Here is a 17586-nt window from a genome sequence, read left to right as displayed (position 1 = left end):
ACTGAACTCTTGAGTCCAGGGTCGCGACCGCGATGATCTGGAACCTGATCTGAAAGCACTCGCATCATGAAGGCACATCGCCTCGAAGTTTTCGCTGATTATTTCCAGTTCTATCTCCAAGATGAGGCATCCGAAGGAAGCCTGTCGAACGCTTGGGATGAAGTCGCAACGCATCGCATGTTGGCCGTATCTGCAGGGGTGGTTGGCATCGGGACTGCACGCAACATGAATGTGCCGGTGACCCTTGAAATGCTTGATTCAGAGCCCCTGTGCGATCCCAGCAGCTTCGACCACGTCGTCGAAGGTTCCCTGGTGATGAAGACGGGGCCACTTGTAGTGGCAGGCTGTACCGACTATTTTCCCGACGCCCCTCGATTCGACCTGCGTCCGGGCACTTTCAGAGTCAGGCTATCGGTCTCCGGCTTGGGTTCGCTATCGCCAGATGGACTGGAGGGCGAAGACCACTATCTGGTACAGATCTGGCCGGGATCGCCCATCGAACCTGTCGTGTTCAAGCAGTGCGAAATCTGACGCTGCGCGCGGACCTGTGTCGTCCGGAGCGGGCTCACGTCGCTTGATCCGAAGTTGATTGCCGCAAGCGCAGCCGCGCAGGCGATAGGCCTTCCAGCACCACGCCTTGGCGCACCAGCTCCTCGGAAAGCGGCTCGCCACGCAGCAGTTGCCGCGCCATCAGCGATGCGCCTGCAGCGCTCTGGATACCGTATCCGCCCTGTCCGGCCATCCAAAAGAAGCCCTGCACATGGTTGTCCCAGCCAATGACCATATCGCCATCCGGCACGAAAGAGCGCAACCCCGCCCAGGTATGGGAGGGACGGCGGATCTGGAAGGTGGTCATCTCCTCGATGCGATAGATGCCGGTGGCCACGTCCAGCTCTTCGGGCACCACGTCGTGCGGATGGGTGGGGTCGGCATTGGCGGGAGAGCCCAGCAGTTGGCCTGCGTCGGGCTTGAAGTAAAAACTTTCGTCGATGCCGATCACGGCTGGCCAGTGGGTGGCGTCCATGCCTTCGGGAGCGGCGAACGTGAAGGCCGTGCGCCTGCGCGGCTCGAGCCCAATGGGAGGCACGCCTGCCATCCCTGCCACCACATCGGCCCAGGCGCCTGCCGCGTTCACGATGGTTCTGGCCCACAGTTGCCGGCCATCTGCCAGCGTGACGCACCAACCATCACCCTGGCGCTGCAAGGCCGTCACCTCGGCACGGGTCAAAACCTGCCCCCCGCGCTGTCGCATTCCTCGCAGGTAGCCCTGATGCAGCGTGTGCACATCGATGTCGGCAGCGTCGGGCTCGCGCATGCCAGCGGCCACAGCTTCGGGTTTCAGGCACGGCAACTGGGCCAGCAGCGCGGCCTTGTCCACCCATTCCACGTTCGGCGATGCGGCGCGGACTTTGTCGTACGTCTGTTTCAGTAGATCAAGCTGATCAGGCCCCGCCACATAGATCACGCCACGGGGCGAGAGGATGGGGTCAGCGCCAAACTCGGGCGGAGGTGCGTCGTAGAAGGCGCGGCTCGCCCGGGTGAGCGCCTGGATGTTGGGCGTGCCGTAGGTGGCCATGTACAGCGCAGCCGAGCGTCCGGTGGTGTGGTAGCCGGGTTGCGATTCGCGCTCCAGCAGCAGCACGGTGGCGCGATGGGCTTCGTCCGTGCCACCGACCAATTGCCAGGCCAGTGAAGCACCTGCAATGCCCGCGCCAATGATGATGTAGTCCGCTGATTGCACGGGTCAGTCTCTTGCCTTACACCGCCGACACTTGCGCTGCCGAGGCCGCACGGTCATCGCGCGGCAGGGTGCGCGCATCACGTGGATCAGGTGCGCCCGTCACGATGGAGGTCAGCGCGGGCTCGGCCTGCGTCGCCACCAGTTTGGCCAGGTCTGGCCGTGGGCGGGCCAGCCCGGTGATGTCCTTGAAGGCCTGCTCCATCGCATGGCCCACGCCCAGCGTGTGGCGGTCCGCGCGAAAGCGCCCCACGATTTGCAGGCCGAAGGGCATGCCCGCGTTGTCCAGTCCACAAGGCAGGCTCAGCGCGGGATGGGTGGTGAGCGTGGTCACATAGGTCAGCGCCAGCCATCGGTAATAGTTCGCTTGCGGCTCGCCGTTGATGTGGCTGGCGAACAGCTGTGTCCACGCGAAGGGCGACACGGGTGTGGTGGGCGACAAGATCACGTCGTATTGCTCGAACAGCGCCTGGAACCGCGCCAGGATGCGCGTTTGCTCGGCCTGCGCCCAGGCGCTGTCCAGCAGCGTCATGGCGGCGCCCATTTCGTAGTTGGCGCGGGTGTTGGGCCCCAGGCTGCTCGGGTCACGCTCGTAAGCTTCTCGCATGCCCGCTACAAAGGCCTCGGCGCGCAACACGTCGAAACAGCGATGCACGTCGCCCAGGTCGATGTCGATGGCATCGCAGGTGCCGAACAGGTGCTGCATGGCTTGCACCTTGGTGCGAAACGTGGCGCGGATGCCGTTGTCCACCGCGCAGGCACCGAAATCCTCCGTGGTGGCCACGCGAAGGCGGCTCAGGTCCACCGACTCCGGCAGCAGGAAGCTTGCAGGGTCCAGCGGGTAGCTCAGCGGGTCGCCGGCCGACATTCCAGCTGTGGCGGCCAGTTGCAGGCAGGCCTCTTGCACCGTGCGGCCCATCGGACCCACGACGGAGATGGGCGTCCAGCCCAGCAGCTTGCGTGAGCTCGGCACCACGCCGGGGGATGGCCGAAAACCCACCACCCCGCAAATGGAGGCGGGAATGCGCAGCGAACCGCCCGTGTCGGAGCCCGTACACACGGGCAGCATGTCGCAGGCCAGTGCCGCGGCCGAGCCGCCCGATGAGCCCCCGGCATTCAGCGTGGGGTTGAACGGGTTGCCCGTGGCCCCCCACACGGTGTTGCGCGAGTTGGCGCCGGCGCCCATTTCGGGAATGTTGGTTTTTCCAGCCACGATGGCGCCAGCGGCTCTCAGGCGTGCCACCAGCACGTTGTCTTGCGCAGGAATGTGATCGCGGTAGATTTCAGAGCCATATGTGGTCAGCAGCCCGGCCGTCGCCTCCAGATCCTTCACGCCCAGCGGCAGCCCGTGCAGCAGGCCCAGCGGTTGCCCACGCAATACCGCCTGCTCGGCCGACTTGGCCTCGTCGCGGGCGCGGTCGTAGCAGGTCGCGGTGATGGCATTGACGGACGGATTCACGGCCTCGATGCGTTCTATGCAGGCTTCCAGCAGTTCCACCGGCGACACCTCGCGGGTGCCGATGCAATGGCGCAGTTCGTTGGCGGTCAGCTCGACCAGGGTGCTGCGGGTGGTCATAAGGTGCTTGTCTCCTGGTCGATTTGAAAATGCGTGTCCATCAGCGATGCGGGGCAATGCGAAACAGGCTCAGCCCATGCACCGGCATGGCCCCATGCGGTCGCCAGCGCAGAGTCTGCCAAGGCAGAAGACATCCCAGAGGACAGCTCAATCAGCCGTGATGCTCGCTCGCTGGGCAATCGCGCGCATCAGTGGCAGTTCCTTGTCGATCAGCTCGGCCACCGTCTTGGACGAAGCATAGGCAGGCTCGAATCCCACAGCGATCATCTTGTCGCGGGTTTCCGGGTCCGACACCACCTGTGCCAGGGTCAACTCCAACCGCGACTTGACGGCGGCGGGCAGCCCCCGCGGTGCCACCATGGCCAGCCAGGTGTCCATCTCCAGCCCGGGGTATCCACTTTCCACCAGTGTCGGCACCTTGGGCAGCAGTGCCGAGCGCCTGCCCGCCGTGACGGCGATGGCCTTGATCTTGCCGTCCTTGAGTTGCGGCAGCGCAGCCGACACGGTGTCCACCGTGAACGGAATCTGACCGCCCATCAGGTCCGTCATGGCGGGTGCACTGCCCTTGTAGGGCACATGCTGGATCTTCAAGCCCGCAGCGTGAAAGAACATCTCGCCCGCAAACTGCGACGTGGTGCCAGCGCCAAAGGAGCCGTAGGAGTATTTGTCGGGCGCGGCCTTCACCAAAGCCACGAACTGCTTCACATCAGCTGCCGGCACGTCCTTGTTGGCCAGCAGGATGAGGCTGGTGCGCCCGGCAATGCCGATGGGCTCGAAACTCTTGACCGGGTCGTAGGGCAGCTTGGGGCGCACCGCAGGGTTCACGGTAAAGGTGGTGCCAGAACTCATGAGAAGCGTGTAGCCATCGGGCGTTGACTTGGCCACATACGAAGCCCCGATGGTGGTGCCCGCCCCGGCGCGGTTGTCGATAACCACGCTCTGCCCGAGCAGGTCACCCATCTTCTTGCCAATCAACCGGCCCAGCACATCGGTGGCACCACCGGGCGGAAACGGGATCACCAGCGTGATGGGCTTGGTCGGGAACGGCCCGTCCTGTGCCATGGCAGGACCCCACGAAGCTGCGCTCAAGGCACAGATCACGGCAGACAAAAGCAGCTTCTTGCGGTTCATGACGTTCTCTCAAAAATCAAAAAATGGGAAGAGGAAATCCAATGAATGGAGGAGCGTCACTGCGCCGCGAGCAAAGCCCGCCCGCGTCGCACAAAGCCCTGGTACTGCGCCTCGGGCACCAAGAGCCCGCCTGTGGTCCACACCAGGTGGGTGACCTGGGGTAGCACATCACCCACGCCGGTACGGCATAGCCAAGCCAGGCCCGCATCAGTGCCAGTCAGCATGCCGGGACCGCTGAAGCCTGCAGCGGCCGAGGGCTCGATGCGTTCGCCCAACACGTCCAGTACCTGAACCAGATGGACGAACAAGGTGTCGTCCGCCACCGTGAAGACACCGGACAGCAGCGGTACCATGAGTTCGGCCGCCAGCAGCGACGCACGCGGCACGGCCAGGCCATCGGCCTCTGTCTGGTTGGTCAGGCCCCAGTCATATACCGAGGGGTGCGCCTGCCCGCCAGTGGCGTCAGCGCGCCCAGCCAGCATCTGCACCAGGAAGCACGGCGACTGCACCGGCTCCACAAAAAAGCAATGCACGTGGGGTCCCAGCAACTGCCGCAGTCCAAAGGTGATGCCCGCAGGCGCGCCGCCCACCCCGCAGGGCAGGTAGACGATGAGCGGGTGTTCGGCATCCACCACGATGCCCTGCTCGTCCAATTGTTTTTGCAGGTGCAAGGCCGCTGTGCTGTAGCCCAACAACAGCGAGAACGACTGTTCGTCGTCCACGAAATGGCACTCGGGATCGGCCCGGGCCTGATCGCGGCCCGCGGCGACTGCGCGCTCGTAATCGCCCGCATGCTCCACCACCAACACGCCGCGCTGGCGCAGGCGCTCCTTCTTCCATTCCTTGGCGTCGGCCGACATGTGCACCGCTGCCTTGAACCCCAGTGCCGAGGCCACCACGCCGATGCTCAGCCCCAGGTTGCCGGTGGAACCCACCGCCACCTGGTAGCGTCCCAGCACCTCGCGTGCTGCAGAGCTGGCCAATGCCAGATAGGCGCCATCGTCGCCACCCTGCGGCACCAACCCATGCCGCAGCGCCAGTTGCTCGGCAAGCTCCAACACCTCATGCATGCCGCCCCGGGCCTTGATGGAGCCTGCCACGGGCAGGCTGTGGTCGGCTTTGATGAAGAGGCGGCCCTGCCCAGGCTGCAGGCCGAGCGCGGGCTGCAACGCTTCGGCTGGCAGCAGGGGTGACTCCACCACGCCATTGGTCTGCGCCAGTTCGGTAAATACCTGCGCCAGCAGCGCCTCAAACCGCTTCAGTCGAGCGGCGGCAACGTTCGTATCATCCAGACTAATGCGCCGCCCCAGCGCCTCCAACGTGGCAGCGGGACAGGCCAGGCGCGCGGGATTGGTCCACAGGCAGGGTTGGGCTTGGCGCAGGCGGGTTGCCAACACGGCATCTGCATCCGGGGCGCTATCGTCGGTTTGATGGGGCATATTGGGTTCAGCAAGCAACGGGGGCGAGTGCGCTCTTCGAGCCACAATCCACCCACACCTGAAACGCATTCTTCGTTCGCCACCGGATTGGCACAACGCATTTATAGTGGCTCATACATTAGCCAAAGTAATGGAAATCCGCCTTTCCGCCTCCCTGCTCGCCTGGCTGCGCTGTTTTGATGCAGCGGCCCGCCACGGCAGCTTTACCAAGGCAGCTGCCGAGCTGTGCATCACCCAAGGCGCCGTCAGCCAGCAGGTGAAGCACCTCGAAGACTGGCTGCATCGCCCTTTATTCCTGCGTACCCCGCGCGCCCTCGTGCCCACGCCCGAGGGCCAGTGGCTGGCCGTGGTGCTGCGCGAGGGCTTCACCGCTATCGAAAACACGCTGTCCCAGATGCGCCAACCACAGGAGACCCCTACTGCCACCCTCAGTTGCTCGCCATCGTTCGCCATGAGTTGGCTCACGCCGCGGCTGGGCGATTTTTTTCGCCAGTACCCCAGCATGGGCCTGCGGGTGTTCGGCGAGTTTCACAGGCTGGACCGCACCCGCATGGTGCGGGACGGCGTCGAGGCGGCGGTGCGTTTCGATCTGGGCGGCTACCGCGACCTGAACGCAACGGTGTTTCTGGACGAGTGGCTCATGCCTGTGGCGAGCCCCGAATTTCTATCCCGCCATCCGCCCATCGCATCCCCTGAGGACCTGCATAGCGAATGGCTGCTGCACGATGGCAGCGCATGGGAAGGCGCCGATACGTACGAGGAATGGCAGCATTGGTTTGCCCAGTCGGGTGCCGCGCCACCGCCGTGGGCGGGGGGCCAGCAGTTCAACCTGTCGCAGTTGGCCTTGGGCGCAGCGCTGGCCGGTCAGGGCATCGCCATGGGCCGCGCCGCCCTGGTGCTGCAGGACGTCAAGGCAGGCCGTCTGGTCCCGGTTCTCGGGCGCAGCGTCGTGTCTCGAGCGGCCTACTCATTCGTGACCACGGCCCACCCCAGCCCGGCCATGGAGCAGGTACGAGAGTGGCTGGTAGAAGAGGGGCGTAAGTTCAGCGATGAGAGGCGGCAGGCGCTGCCTGCGCCAATCGCGTGAGGCCCCGTTGTCAGAAAAAGCCATGGCGGCGGTTCAGGCAACCCGTCGCCAAAACATCGGGACTGTACGTACTCAACTGCTTTCAAGTGCAGAGCACATGCGCGGCAAACACAGTCGGAATTCGGTCGCTTCCTCGCGGGACGTGACCACGACGGACCCTCCATGCGCTGTCGCTATTTCTCGCACCACAAACAACCCAAGCCCCAGGTTGGCGCCTGATACCTGCGAGCCATTGCTGTCGTCTTCGCGCTGCTCCCGCACCAGAGGATCGAAAAGACGGGGTAGCAATTCAGGGGAAATCGCCTTTCCCGCATTGCGCACGGTCAATAGCACCTGATCGTGGTCTGTCCCATCGATCTCCACCCAAACGGGTGAGCTTGTCACTCCGTACTTCAAGGCATTGAAGATGAGATTGGAAAGCGCTTGATGAAGCCGCGCAGCATCCCACCGGCCTTCCATGTCCCCTCGGCTTTGAAGAAGCAACACACGACCGCTGGAAACCACCTCGATCTCGTTGATCGTGTCTCGGACCAATTGATCAAGGCGCAGGATCTTCGGTTTGACGATGAGCCCCTTGCCAAGACGGTAGCTGGTGAATTCCATGAGGTCGTCCAGCAGCGCATTCATTTGGGCAACGCTCCGCAAGATGACTGGCGCGTGGCGGACATCGTCAGGCCATCGGCGCATTTCAAGCTGCGCCGCGCCGGCGATCGTGCTCATCGGCCCGCGAAGGTCGTGTCCTAGTATTCCGAGAAAGAGGTCGCGGGCCCGGTCCACCACCAGATTGAATTCCGCCAATGACTCGGAGAGCGCCTGGTCCAGCGCCTCGTTGAAACGAATGATGTCATCGATGTCGCGCGTGGTCGCCTCATGGGCCGAAGCGCGCCAAAGGCGCAACACGGATGCCCTTAAAGCACGGTACTCAGCCACCATCTGGTCCACGTTGAAGCCCTGGTGCTCTCGCTGGCGCGCGTGGCTGCGCGATGAGACGCCAGAATCCGTCGAGGCTGATTCGCTTTTTCCTTCCGACTTGGTTTTCCGCTCACGCTCGGTCTGAAACGTGCTCATGTTTTCCACCACGTCCTGCAAGATTTTCTTGCCGTGATCCAATAGCGCGGTCTCGTCCAAGTTCCTGGCCGCTGGCAGTTGGGTCCTGGCAAAAGCGACCCAATCAACAAGGATCTCATCCAGATAGGACGCAATGAAGTGGGCAAGGTGCATGCGGCCATTGTGGCGCCATCGGGTGTCGGGGAGAAGCAGCCGCAACATCGGCGTCTTGTGGCATTGTTGACATCGATGGCCCTGACATTCATCAACGCCTCGAATCGCTATGCCACCTGCTTCGCTGCGTTCAGTTCTCAGGCAGATGGCATACCACTTCGATGTTGTGGCCGTCGGGCGCGATGACGAAAGCGGCGTAGTAGTGGGGGTGATAGTGCATGCGCAGTCCTGGGGGACCGTTGTCCTCGCCACCTGCTTCGATGGCTGCACGGTAGAACGCATCGACTTGGCTGCGGCGTTCTGCCGCGAACGCAAGATGCAGCGGAACCGGGTGGTCTTTGCTGCCGTAGATCCAGAGCGAGGGCTTGCCGTTCTTGCCCAAGCCCACTCCATGGGGACCTTTCATCGCCACGGCGATCTCCAGCGGCGCCAGAGCGCGCAAGAAGAAGGTTTCGCTGGCCTCGCTATCGCTGGCGCGGATGCCGATGTGATCGAACATGAGAGTGCCCATTCGGGGAAATGAGAGTGGAGGCCGGCCTGATTTTTACGCCCCCCGAAAGCCTGCCGATGCCCGTTTTAGCAGTTCGCTTGCAGACCTGCATTGCGACAAGTCAATCCGCCGAAGCACCTGCGGCGACCACGGCCCAGAATCACAACTATTCTGGGTATTTAAAGTCGTAAACACCGACCCAGCATCCATGCGGCCTAGCGACTCGCCTTGGATACCAAGGCCTTGACGGATACCAGCTGACATAGAAAACCTTCCTGCTCCCACTATCAGGGAGAACTGCTGAGTGGCGGAGCTGCGAACATTGCGGAAATTGTTGAGAGACTTTCAGGGCAACTTTTCGCGGAGTTCTTCTATCGGTGGCGACTTCCATGGGAAGAGTCTGTCCAACCAACCATCGCCCAGCTATTGGCATATCTCCCGATTGATGGCCACTGCCGCGGCACGCGTCAGGTGACTGTGATTACACCATCCTCGCTGACACGCTGACACGGCAGGCCCAGCAGGAGCGCGTCGAGTTGCTCAAGCTGCAGGCGTTGCTGCGCCGTGCCGCCCGGTGAGGGCCAATGGAAGCGGCCTTGGTGCAACCGACGTGCGGCCAGCCAGATGCCCATAGTCCCATCGGAGCCTTTCGAAACAACATCTATGCCGCGAATGGGACGCCTCCATGTTGATTTCCACGCAGAAGTGCCCCCCACGGAGGGGCAGGTTTGCGTGGAAATCAACAAGCAGGCCTGTTGGCGACGATGCAGAAGTAAGCCACTTTTGACTCATTTGCCGACGACCCCGTGAGCCACACGAGTGGCTCTATCCCCACACGCCTGTTGGGTGCGGGGGCGGAACAAGTGGCGCAGTCGAAGGTCGGCGCGGTGGCTCGCTCCGGTCTCGGCGGCAGCAAGCCTGACCGTCGGCATCAGTCTGGTCCAGCCCAAGGCGCGACCAATCAGCCCTCGCGGAAGGCGGTTGCCTCAACCCGGTGTCTGCCCCGACTTGGTAGACGTCGCGGGCTTCACCAGCCGCGCGATCTCACCACCGCACGCGCTGAAGTTGCTGGCGTATTCCTCGGGGTTGTCGAACAGCACCTGGGCTTGCATCAGGCGGTCGAGTTCCTGTTTTGCGTATACCAGGATGCCCGCGCTACTGCCGCCCGAGGCCCAGGGATAGTCCAGCTCGCGGAACTGGCGCGCGATGTCGCGGTGAATGCGCACATGCGTCTGCTCGTGTTTCATCACGTGCGCATAGGCACAGCTGCCCGGCGGGATCTCGCTGGCCACGCGCAGTACCGGTTTGATGTAATCCAGCCGCACGACGACGCCCTGGCAACTGGTCTGCGGCATCACCGCCAGCTTGGTCTCGACAACGACGTGGCCGAGTTGCGTACCGCTGCGGCCGGCGCCCGCGCCGATCTTCGTCAGTTCGGCGGCCGGCTTGGCGTTGTCCACTTCCGGGTCGGCGAACCAAGCCGCAATGAACCGCACCGCCTTGTCGCAGGGCGGCAGGTTGGCGGGCTGCGCCTGGAAGCAGGCGCTGGCCAGCAGCAGAGCGAGGAGGCTTTTCATCGTAACCTCCTGGTTATCGGCAAGACGCGCTCGTCCTGAAGCGGTGGCCGCAAGGCGGATAGCCTAACCGGGGCGGACGAGCATGCCCGGCGCCGGCTGGTCGCCAGTTGGCTTTTTTTCAGCCTCCGATCGCATTGCCTGAAATCGTATTTGAATCGCCCCGGCTGAACTAGACACCTTCGAGCCTCAAACCTGAGGCTCAATAGGAGGTGCCATGACAAAGCAGCCATATCCCGAAGAATTCAAGATCGAAGCGGTCAAGCAGATCACGGAGCGAGGCCATCGGGTGGCCGATGTGCCCACCCGAATCGGCGTGAGCCAGCACAGCCTGTACAAGTGGATCAAGGCCTATGCGGTGCCCGCGCCAGAACGACAGATGCAGACGTCCCAGACCGAGGAGCTGCGGCGGCTGAAGGCTGAACTCAAGCGCGTGACCGAGGAGCGTGACATCCTAAAAAAAGCCGCCGCGTACTTTGCCAGGCAGTCCGGGTGAGGTACGCATTCATCCTGCGCCATGCGCAGGAGCACAGCGTGCGGCGCATGTGCAAGGTGATGCAGCTGCACCCCAGCGGCTACTACGCGTGGAAGGCAGCGCCGCAGAGTCCACGGGCCAAGGACAACCAGAGGCTGCTGGGCTTGCTCAAACAAGCATGGCTGGAGAGCGGCGGTGTCTATGGCTACCGCAAGCTCACGCTGGACATGCGCGACCTGGGTGAGCGCTGCGGCAAGCATCGCGTGGCGCGGTTGCTCAAGCTCGAAGGTCTGCGCTCGCAGACGGGCTACGGCCGCAGGCCTGGACTGCGAGGTGGCAAGCCCGCGGTGGTCGCGCCAAACCACCTGCAGCGTCAGTTCAAGGTGGCTGGGCCCAATCAGTCCTGGGTCACGGACATCACCTACATCCGAACCCACGAAGGCTGGCTGTACCTGGCGGTTGTGGTCGATCTGTTCTCGCGCCAAGTAGTGGGCTGGTCCATGGGTAGCCGCATTGACACGAGCCTGGTCCTCGATGCACTGCTGATGGCACTATGGCGCCGCCAGCCGCATGCGCCTGTCATGGTTCATTCCGATCAGGGCTGTCAGTTCACCGGCCACGAGTGGCAGACCTTCCTGCTCGACCACAACCTGGTCAACAGCATGAGCCGCCGTGGCAACTGCCACGACAACGCAGTGGCCGAGAGCTTCTTCCAACTGCTCAAGCGCGAGCGCATCCGCAGGCGGGTCTACGACACCCGTGACGATGCGCGAGCTGATGTCTTCAACTACATTGAAATGTTCTACAACTCAAAGCGCCGACATTCATCGGCGGCGGGACTATCAGCTGTAGAGTTCGAACAGCAACATTCCCAACGGCTCAAAAGTGTCTAGGAATGCCGGGGCGATTCAGTGCCCGACGGACTTTATTTGTTGGAGTCACACAACGGGACAGCAGCCGCCCCCTCACTCCACCGTCACGCTCTTCGCCAAGTTACGCGGCTTGTCCACGTCCGTTCCCCGCGCACAAGCCGTGTGATACGCCAGCAATTGCAGCGGCACCACGTGCAGCAGTGGCGACAGCGGCCCGTAGTGCTCGGGCATGCGGATCACATGCAGGCCCTCGCCGCTTTCGATCCGCGTGTCGCCATCGGCCAGCACATACAGCACGCCGCCGCGCGCGCGCACTTCCTGCATGTTGCTCTTGAGCTTTTCCAGCAGGGTGTCGTTGGGGGCAACCGTCACGATCGGCATGGCGCTGGTGACCAGGGCCAGGGGACCGTGCTTGAGTTCCCCTGCCGGGTATGCCTCGGCATGGATGTAGCTGATTTCCTTGAGTTTCAATGCGCCTTCGAGCGCGATGGGGTAATGCAGCCCGCGGCCCAGGAAGAGCGCGTTTTCCATGCGAGCGAAGTCCTCGGCCCAGCTGATGATCTGCGGCTCGAGCGCCAGCACCGCCTGCAACGCGACGGGCAGGTGGCGCATGGCCTTCAGGTGCTCGGCTTCCTGATCGTCGCTCAGACGGCCGCGCGATTGCGCAATGGCGAGCGTGAGCAGAAACAGCCCGGCCAGCTGGGTGGTGAATGCCTTGGTGGAGGCCACTCCGATCTCGACGCCGGCACGCGTGATGTAGGCCAGTTTGCACTCTCGCACCATGGCGCTGGTGGACACGTTGCAGATGGTGAGCGTGTGCAGCATGCCCAGGCTTTGCGCGTGGCGCAGCGCAGCCAGCGTGTCGGCCGTTTCGCCCGATTGGCTGATGGTGACGACCAGCGTGCGCGGGTTCGGCACGCTCGTGCGGTATCGGTATTCGCTGGCCACCTCCACCTGGGTGGGAATGCCGGCAATGGACTCCAGCCAGTACTTGGCCGTGCAGCCGCTGTAGTAGCTGGTGCCGCATGCCAGGATGAGTACGGAGTCGATGTCTTTGAACACACGCCAGGCCGCGGCGCCGGGCTCGCCGTCCAGCCCAGGGGCGCCGTCGAACAGCTCGGGCACGATGCCGCGCACGCCTTCCAGCGTGTCGGCGATGGCGCGGGGCTGCTCGAAGATTTCCTTTTGCATGTAGTGGCGGTAGGGTCCCAATTCAGCGGCGCCGCTGTGCGCCTGCACGGTGCGCACCGGGCGACGGTGTGCCTCCAGCGGCTGTCCGCCCTTGCCCACGATCCAGTAACGGCCCAGCTGCAGGTCCACCAGGTCGCCCTCTTCCAGGTACACGATCTGGTCGGTCACGCCGGCGAGCGCCATGGCATCGCTGGCCAGGAAATGCTCGCCCTGCCCCACACCCAGGATGAGCGGCGAGCCGGCCCGCGCGCCCACCACGCGGTGCGGCTCGTCCTTGTGGATGACGGCGATCGCGTAGGCACCGTGCAATTGCGTGACGGCAGCCTGCACGGCCTGGAACAGGTCTCCGCTGTAGTGGCTGTCCATCAGGTGGGCAATGACTTCGGTGTCCGTCTGGCTGGTGAAGGTGTAGCCACGCGCTTGCAACGCAGCGCGCAGTTCTTCATGATTTTCGATGATGCCGTTGTGCACCAGCGCAACGCGGCCCAGGCGAAGCGGCTCGTCCGCCGCCGGATCGCCCGCGCCCGTGCCGTGGCTGAAGTGCGGATGGGCGTTGTGTACGGCCGGCGCGCCATGCGTGGCCCAGCGCGTGTGGGCGATGCCGGTGGCCCCCTCGACATGCTCGGAATTCACCTGCTCCAGCAGTTCGGCCACGCGGGCCGTGCTGCGGGCACGGCGCAGGCCGCCGGTGCGCGACGCTCCCAGGCTGGCATCGTGGATGGCGACACCGCAGGAGTCGTAGCCGCGGTATTCCAGGCGCTGCAGACCCTGCACGAGGATGGGAACGATGTTGCGCGTGGATACCGCGCCGACGATGCCGCACATGGTCGATCTCCTGAAAGGAATGTGAATAGGCGATGGTAGGCAGAGCGCCAAGAAATATCTCTATATTATTTAACAATTAAATGAAATTAAATTTCTCCATTCACATCACATGAAATTAAATTCCATAAAATCACCAAAATGGATTCACTATTTCTTGATGACATCGATCTCCAACTGCTGAATGCCTTGCAAGACGATGCCACGGCGAGCAACCAGACCCTGGCTGCAGCGGTTCGCGTGTCGCCCCCCACCTGCCTTCGCCGGGTCAAGCGCCTGCGCGAGACAGGATTGATCGAGCGAGAGGTGGCCCTGGTCCAACCCGATGCCTTGGCGCGCCACCTGGGCCACGGAATCACCGCGATCGTGGAAGTAACGCTGGACCGGCAGGACGCCGAGCGCCTGGCAGCGTTCGAGCAGCGCATGCAACCGGAGGCGGCGGTGCAGCAGTGCTACCGCGTTTCGCCCGGGCCGGACTTCGTTCTGGTGGTTTACGCGCAGGACATACCGGGCTACCTGGCCCTGGCCCAGCGCCTGTTCTCCGGCGATGGCAACGCGCGCAATGTGAAGGCGTTTTTCAGCCTCAAGCGCAGCAAGTTCGAGCCGAAGGTGCCGTGCGTTCGCCCGGCCATCGCCGCGAGCCGCGCACCGTGATCGCAGCCCAGCGGCGCTGCGTGAGACGGGTCAGCCGCTAACGGCGTTTGGCGCCGTGGGCCCTGTGGCCGGCAACTGCACGCACACCGTGCAGCCTTGCTGGGGCGCTGCACTGATGTCGATGCTGCCGCCCATGCGCGCCACGAGACGCCGGCACCGCACCAAGCCCAAGCCCAGGCCCTCGAACTGGCTGGCCGGATGCAGCCGCTGGAACACCTGGAACAGTTGCCCCGCCTGCGCCGTGGGAAAACCAGCGCCGTTGTCCTGCACCGTGATGGCGATGCGATCGCCCGATGCCGCACGCACCTGCACGGCGATGCGCGGCGGCTGCGACCCGCGAGAGAACTTGAGGGCGTTGTCCAGCAACGCCACCAGCACCTCTTGCAGCCAGCCCGCGTCGGCCCACAGCGCGGGGCAGGCTTGGGCCGCAGGCAGATCCCATTGCACGGTGTTGATCCAGGCCGTGGCCGATTCCTCTTCGGCAGGCGTCTTCGCGGCTGCATTTTTGGGGATGGATGCGGCAGCCGCGGCAGTCCGCGCCGCGGCCACCGCACGGTGCAGCGCCGGGCCCAGTTCGACCAGGCCCGGCGTGGCCGGAGCCGAGCCGATGCGCCCCAGCTGGATCAGCCCATCGATCATGCCGCCCAGCTGCTGGCCAGCCTGCGCAATGGTGTCCAGAAACTGCAACGCCTCGGGATCGGCATTGCTGTCTGCCACGGTCTCCCGCACCAGCCGGCCGTAGGCGAGGATGTGGCGCACCGGCGCGCGCAGATCGTGCGACACCGCCCGCAAGAACGCCTCTTGCTCCTGCCGCGCCGCGTCCAGCTCTGCGCGCAGGCGCGCCACCTCATCGGCCTGCGCGCGGCCCGCTTCATCCGGCAGATCGCTGCGGGGGCCGTCCATGGCTCAGGCCTTGGGCACCTTGGCGGGGCGTTTCCAGTCTTCGATGATGGCCTGCCGGCCCCGCGCAACGCCCAGAGCGCCGGGAGGAACGTCTTTGGTGATGGTGGAGCCTCCGCCCACGGTGCCACCGGCGCCGATGGTGACGGGAGCCACCAGCACGCTGTTGCTGCCGATGTGCACGTCCGCCTCGATGACGGTACGGAACTTGTTGGCGCCGTCGTAGTTGGCGGTGATGCTGCCCGCGCCGTAGTTGACGCGCTCGCCCACGGTGGCATCGCCCAGGTAGGCCAGGTGGTTGGCCTTGGCGCCATCGGCCAGCGTGGAGTTCTTCACCTCGACGAAGTTGCCGATGTGCACCTCGCGCCCCAGTTGGGCACCGGGGCGCAGTCGGGCGAACGGGCCGACGAGCGCACCCGGGCCGACCTGCACGCCGGCCTTCTCGCCGTCGATGTGGGTGTAGGGATGAATCACCGCGCCCGCCGCGATGGTGGCGTTGGCGATGCAGCAATGCGCACCGATCTGCACGCCCTCGCCCAGCTCCACGTGGCCGGTGAAGACGCAGTTCACATCGATCTCCACATCCTGCCCGCAGACCAGCCGGCCCCGGACCCCGATGCGGGCATCGTCGCGCAGATCGAAGCGCGCCGGGTCGGCCAGGCGCACGCCCTGCTCCATCAGCGCCGCGGCCTGGCGGGCCTGATGCGCGCGCTCCAGCTCGGCCAGTTGCAGCGGGCTGTTCACGCCGGCGACCTGCAGCGCGTCGGTGATGCGGTGGGCCGCCACGGGCACGCCGTCGGCCACGGCCATGGCGACGATGTCGGTCAGGTAGTACTCGCCCTGGGCGTTGTCGTTGCGCAGCCGGGCGAGCCAGCCGGCCAGCCGGTGCGCCGGCACGGCCATGATGCCGCTGTACACCTCGGTGATGGCGCGCTGGGCCTCGCTCGCGTCCTTGTGCTCCACGATGCCCTGCACCGCACCGGCGCCGTTGCGCACGATGCGGCCGTAGCCGGCCGGGTCGGGCAGCGTCACGGTCAGCAGCGCGAGCCGCTCCTGCGCCGAGGCCTCCACCAGCGCGTGCAGGGTGGCGGCCTGGGTCAAGGGCACGTCGCCCGACAGCACGACCACGGTGCCATCGCCCGCCAGCGCGGGCATCGCCTGCTGCACGGCATGGCCGGTGCCCAGTTGCGGCTCCTGGCGGGCGAACTTCAATTCGAAACCGGCACCGGAATCGTCGCCCGGACCGCCGGCGACGGCGGCCTCCACCTGCTCCGCGCCGTGGCCGGTGATCACCACCACGCGCCGCGCCTGCAGGCTGGCCGCCTGGTCCAGCACATGGCGCAGCAGCGGGCGCCCGGCCAGGCGCTGCAGAACTTTGGGAGTGCGGCTTTTCATGCGCGTGCCTTTGCCCGCCGCCATGATGATGATGTCCAGTGCTGTCATGAAAGGGTCCGTTCGGTTGCGGCCGCGCGGCACGGCGACCGGCGTCCCAGGAGAATCCGCCGATTATCGGCGCCCTGCCGCACTCATCACGGGTTTTGCAATTGCTACAAAATTAATAGCTAAATGCCCTAGTACTTATTGCGCTGGAGGCCGATTTTACCTAAAGCCTAGAGCAGGGGCACCGGCCGGGGGATGGTGTCGTAGTACTCGGCGATGCGGGCCAGCGCGCGCGGATTGATGATTCGCAGCCGCCCATCGGCGATCTCGTGCAGACCCAGTTGCGCCAGGCGCCGCAGCGTCTTGTTGGTGTGCACGAGCGACAGCCCGAGCGAGTCGGCGATGTGCTGCTGGGTGATGGGGAATTCGACGGTGCCGTTCTCGGACAGCCCCAGGCGGTCGAGCCGGCGGTACAGGTGCATGAGCAGCATGGCCACGCGCTCGGTGGCATTGCGCCGGCCGGTGGTGAGCAGGTTGTCGTCCACCATGCCCTCGCCCCGCGCCGCGAGCCAGGTCACGTCGTAGCCCAGCCGCCCGTGGTCGCGAAACAGCGACCAAAGCCCGTCGGCCGGGAACACGCAGAACGCGCAAGGGGTGACGGCCTCCACGCCGTGCATCGCGGTGTCGCCGAACTCCTGCTGCAGCCCTACCAGATCGCCCGGCAGCAGGAAGTTGAGGATCTGGCGCCGCCCGTCCGACAGCGTCTTGTAGCGAAACGCCCAGCCGGTATAGAGCGTGTAGAGCTTGCCGTTGGGCTGGTGCTCTCGGATCAGCGTGCCACCGGCCGCCACGGTGGCTGTGCCGCACCGGAAGTCGTCGATGAACCGCAGCTCCTGCGGCGAGACCGGCGTGAAGGCAGAAGAGGTGTTGCGCAACCGGCAGGCATCGCAATGGCGCGGAACGGCATGCGCCAGGGATTCAGAAGCAAAGTCCACGCTCATAAAGGCGAATCGGTGAGAACTGGTGGGCGGCGATT

16 protein-coding genes are annotated in these 17586 nt (G+C 64.6%); 4 read left to right on the top strand and 12 right to left on the bottom strand.

Annotation, left to right across the window (positions count from 1 at the left end; translation table 11 throughout):
* Positions 1 to 66 precede the first annotated feature (66 nt).
* Positions 67 to 531 carry a hypothetical protein gene (locus tag M5C98_RS04145; RefSeq protein ID WP_272551155.1) on the top strand — a complete coding sequence of 155 codons (465 nt, stop codon included), beginning with the start codon at positions 67 to 69 and terminating at the stop codon, positions 529 to 531.
* A gap of 34 nt (positions 532 to 565) precedes the next feature.
* Here the strand turns inward: M5C98_RS04145 and M5C98_RS04140 are convergent, their stop codons facing one another.
* The 4 genes from M5C98_RS04140 to M5C98_RS04125 form a co-directional block, all read right to left on the bottom strand.
* Entirely contained in the window at positions 566 to 1741 is a 1176-nt protein-coding gene (locus M5C98_RS04140) for an NAD(P)/FAD-dependent oxidoreductase (protein ID WP_272551154.1), read from the bottom strand.
* A gap of 16 nt (positions 1742 to 1757) precedes the next feature.
* Positions 1758 to 3314, bottom strand: a complete 1557-nt coding sequence (locus M5C98_RS04135) for an amidase (RefSeq protein WP_272551153.1) — start codon at positions 3312 to 3314, stop codon at positions 1758 to 1760.
* 147 nt (positions 3315 to 3461) lie between these two features.
* On the bottom strand, positions 3462 to 4445 hold the full coding sequence (locus M5C98_RS04130) for a Bug family tripartite tricarboxylate transporter substrate binding protein (protein ID WP_272551152.1): 984 nt from the start codon (positions 4443 to 4445) through the stop codon (positions 3462 to 3464).
* A gap of 56 nt (positions 4446 to 4501) precedes the next feature.
* On the bottom strand, positions 4502 to 5884 hold the full coding sequence (locus M5C98_RS04125; RefSeq protein ID WP_272551151.1) for a D-serine ammonia-lyase: 1383 nt from the start codon (positions 5882 to 5884) through the stop codon (positions 4502 to 4504).
* A gap of 130 nt (positions 5885 to 6014) precedes the next feature.
* Between M5C98_RS04125 and M5C98_RS04120 the strand changes: the two genes are divergently transcribed.
* A complete protein-coding gene (locus M5C98_RS04120) occupies positions 6015 to 6971 on the top strand; it encodes a LysR substrate-binding domain-containing protein (protein WP_272551150.1) in 957 nt (318 codons plus the stop codon).
* A gap of 72 nt (positions 6972 to 7043) precedes the next feature.
* Here M5C98_RS04120 and M5C98_RS04115 read toward each other — a convergent pair whose 3' ends face one another.
* From M5C98_RS04115 to M5C98_RS04105, 4 genes are all read right to left on the bottom strand, one after another.
* Positions 7044 to 8192, bottom strand: a complete 1149-nt coding sequence (locus M5C98_RS04115; protein ID WP_272551149.1) for a sensor histidine kinase — start codon at positions 8190 to 8192, stop codon at positions 7044 to 7046.
* 130 nt (positions 8193 to 8322) lie between these two features.
* Entirely contained in the window at positions 8323 to 8691 is a 369-nt protein-coding gene (locus tag M5C98_RS04110) for a VOC family protein (RefSeq protein WP_272551148.1), read from the bottom strand.
* Between the two features lie 458 nt (positions 8692 to 9149).
* Positions 9150 to 9314, bottom strand: coding sequence for an IS66 family insertion sequence element accessory protein TnpB (gene tnpB, locus M5C98_RS24745; RefSeq protein ID WP_442867226.1), 165 nt, complete (start codon positions 9312 to 9314; stop codon positions 9150 to 9152).
* A 354-nt stretch (positions 9315 to 9668) separates the two neighbouring features.
* Positions 9669 to 10259, bottom strand: a complete 591-nt coding sequence (locus tag M5C98_RS04105) for a hypothetical protein (RefSeq protein ID WP_272551147.1) — start codon at positions 10257 to 10259, stop codon at positions 9669 to 9671.
* Between the two features lie 214 nt (positions 10260 to 10473).
* On the opposite strand from M5C98_RS04105, the gene M5C98_RS04100 reads away from it, so the two are divergent.
* Positions 10474 to 11624 (top strand): IS3 family transposase gene (locus M5C98_RS04100; RefSeq protein ID WP_272551145.1). Its coding sequence is split into 2 segments (ribosomal slippage): positions 10474 to 10711 and positions 10711 to 11624, totalling 1152 coding nucleotides; the frame shifts between segments, so codons are not numbered across the junction.
* Between the two features lie 72 nt (positions 11625 to 11696).
* On the opposite strand, the gene glmS is transcribed toward M5C98_RS04100, so the two are convergent.
* On the bottom strand, positions 11697 to 13619 hold the full coding sequence (gene glmS, locus M5C98_RS04095; RefSeq protein ID WP_272551144.1) for a glutamine--fructose-6-phosphate transaminase (isomerizing): 1923 nt from the start codon (positions 13617 to 13619) through the stop codon (positions 11697 to 11699).
* 138 nt (positions 13620 to 13757) lie between these two features.
* Here glmS and M5C98_RS04090 point away from each other — a divergent pair, with 138 nt between their 5' ends.
* A complete protein-coding gene (locus M5C98_RS04090; RefSeq protein WP_272551142.1) occupies positions 13758 to 14270 on the top strand; it encodes an Lrp/AsnC family transcriptional regulator in 513 nt (170 codons plus the stop codon).
* A gap of 30 nt (positions 14271 to 14300) precedes the next feature.
* Here the strand turns inward: M5C98_RS04090 and M5C98_RS04085 are convergent, their stop codons facing one another.
* The 3 genes from M5C98_RS04085 to M5C98_RS04075 all read right to left on the bottom strand — a co-directional run bounded on the left by M5C98_RS04085 (position 14301) and on the right by M5C98_RS04075 (position 17551).
* Positions 14301 to 15173 (bottom strand): sensor histidine kinase, encoded by an 873-nt coding sequence (locus M5C98_RS04085; protein WP_272551141.1) that lies wholly within the window; start codon positions 15171 to 15173, stop codon positions 14301 to 14303.
* Between the two features lie 3 nt (positions 15174 to 15176).
* Positions 15177 to 16613 carry a bifunctional UDP-N-acetylglucosamine diphosphorylase/glucosamine-1-phosphate N-acetyltransferase GlmU gene (gene glmU / locus M5C98_RS04080; protein WP_272551140.1) on the bottom strand — a complete coding sequence of 479 codons (1437 nt, stop codon included), beginning with the start codon at positions 16611 to 16613 and terminating at the stop codon, positions 15177 to 15179.
* Positions 16614 to 16780: 167 nt separating this feature from the next.
* The gene (locus M5C98_RS04075) at positions 16781 to 17551 is read right to left on the bottom strand and encodes a Crp/Fnr family transcriptional regulator (protein ID WP_272551139.1); all 771 of its coding nucleotides are present in this window, start codon (positions 17549 to 17551) and stop codon (positions 16781 to 16783) included.
* Between the last annotated feature and the right edge of the window lie 35 nt (positions 17552 to 17586).

Origin of the sequence: Acidovorax sp. NCPPB 3576 (assembly GCF_028473605.1) — a bacterium.
Classification (GTDB): domain Bacteria; phylum Pseudomonadota; class Gammaproteobacteria; order Burkholderiales; family Burkholderiaceae_C; genus Paracidovorax.
The sequence above is the reverse complement of the archived record's forward strand: the minus strand, read 5'-3'. Positions and strand labels throughout refer to the sequence as shown.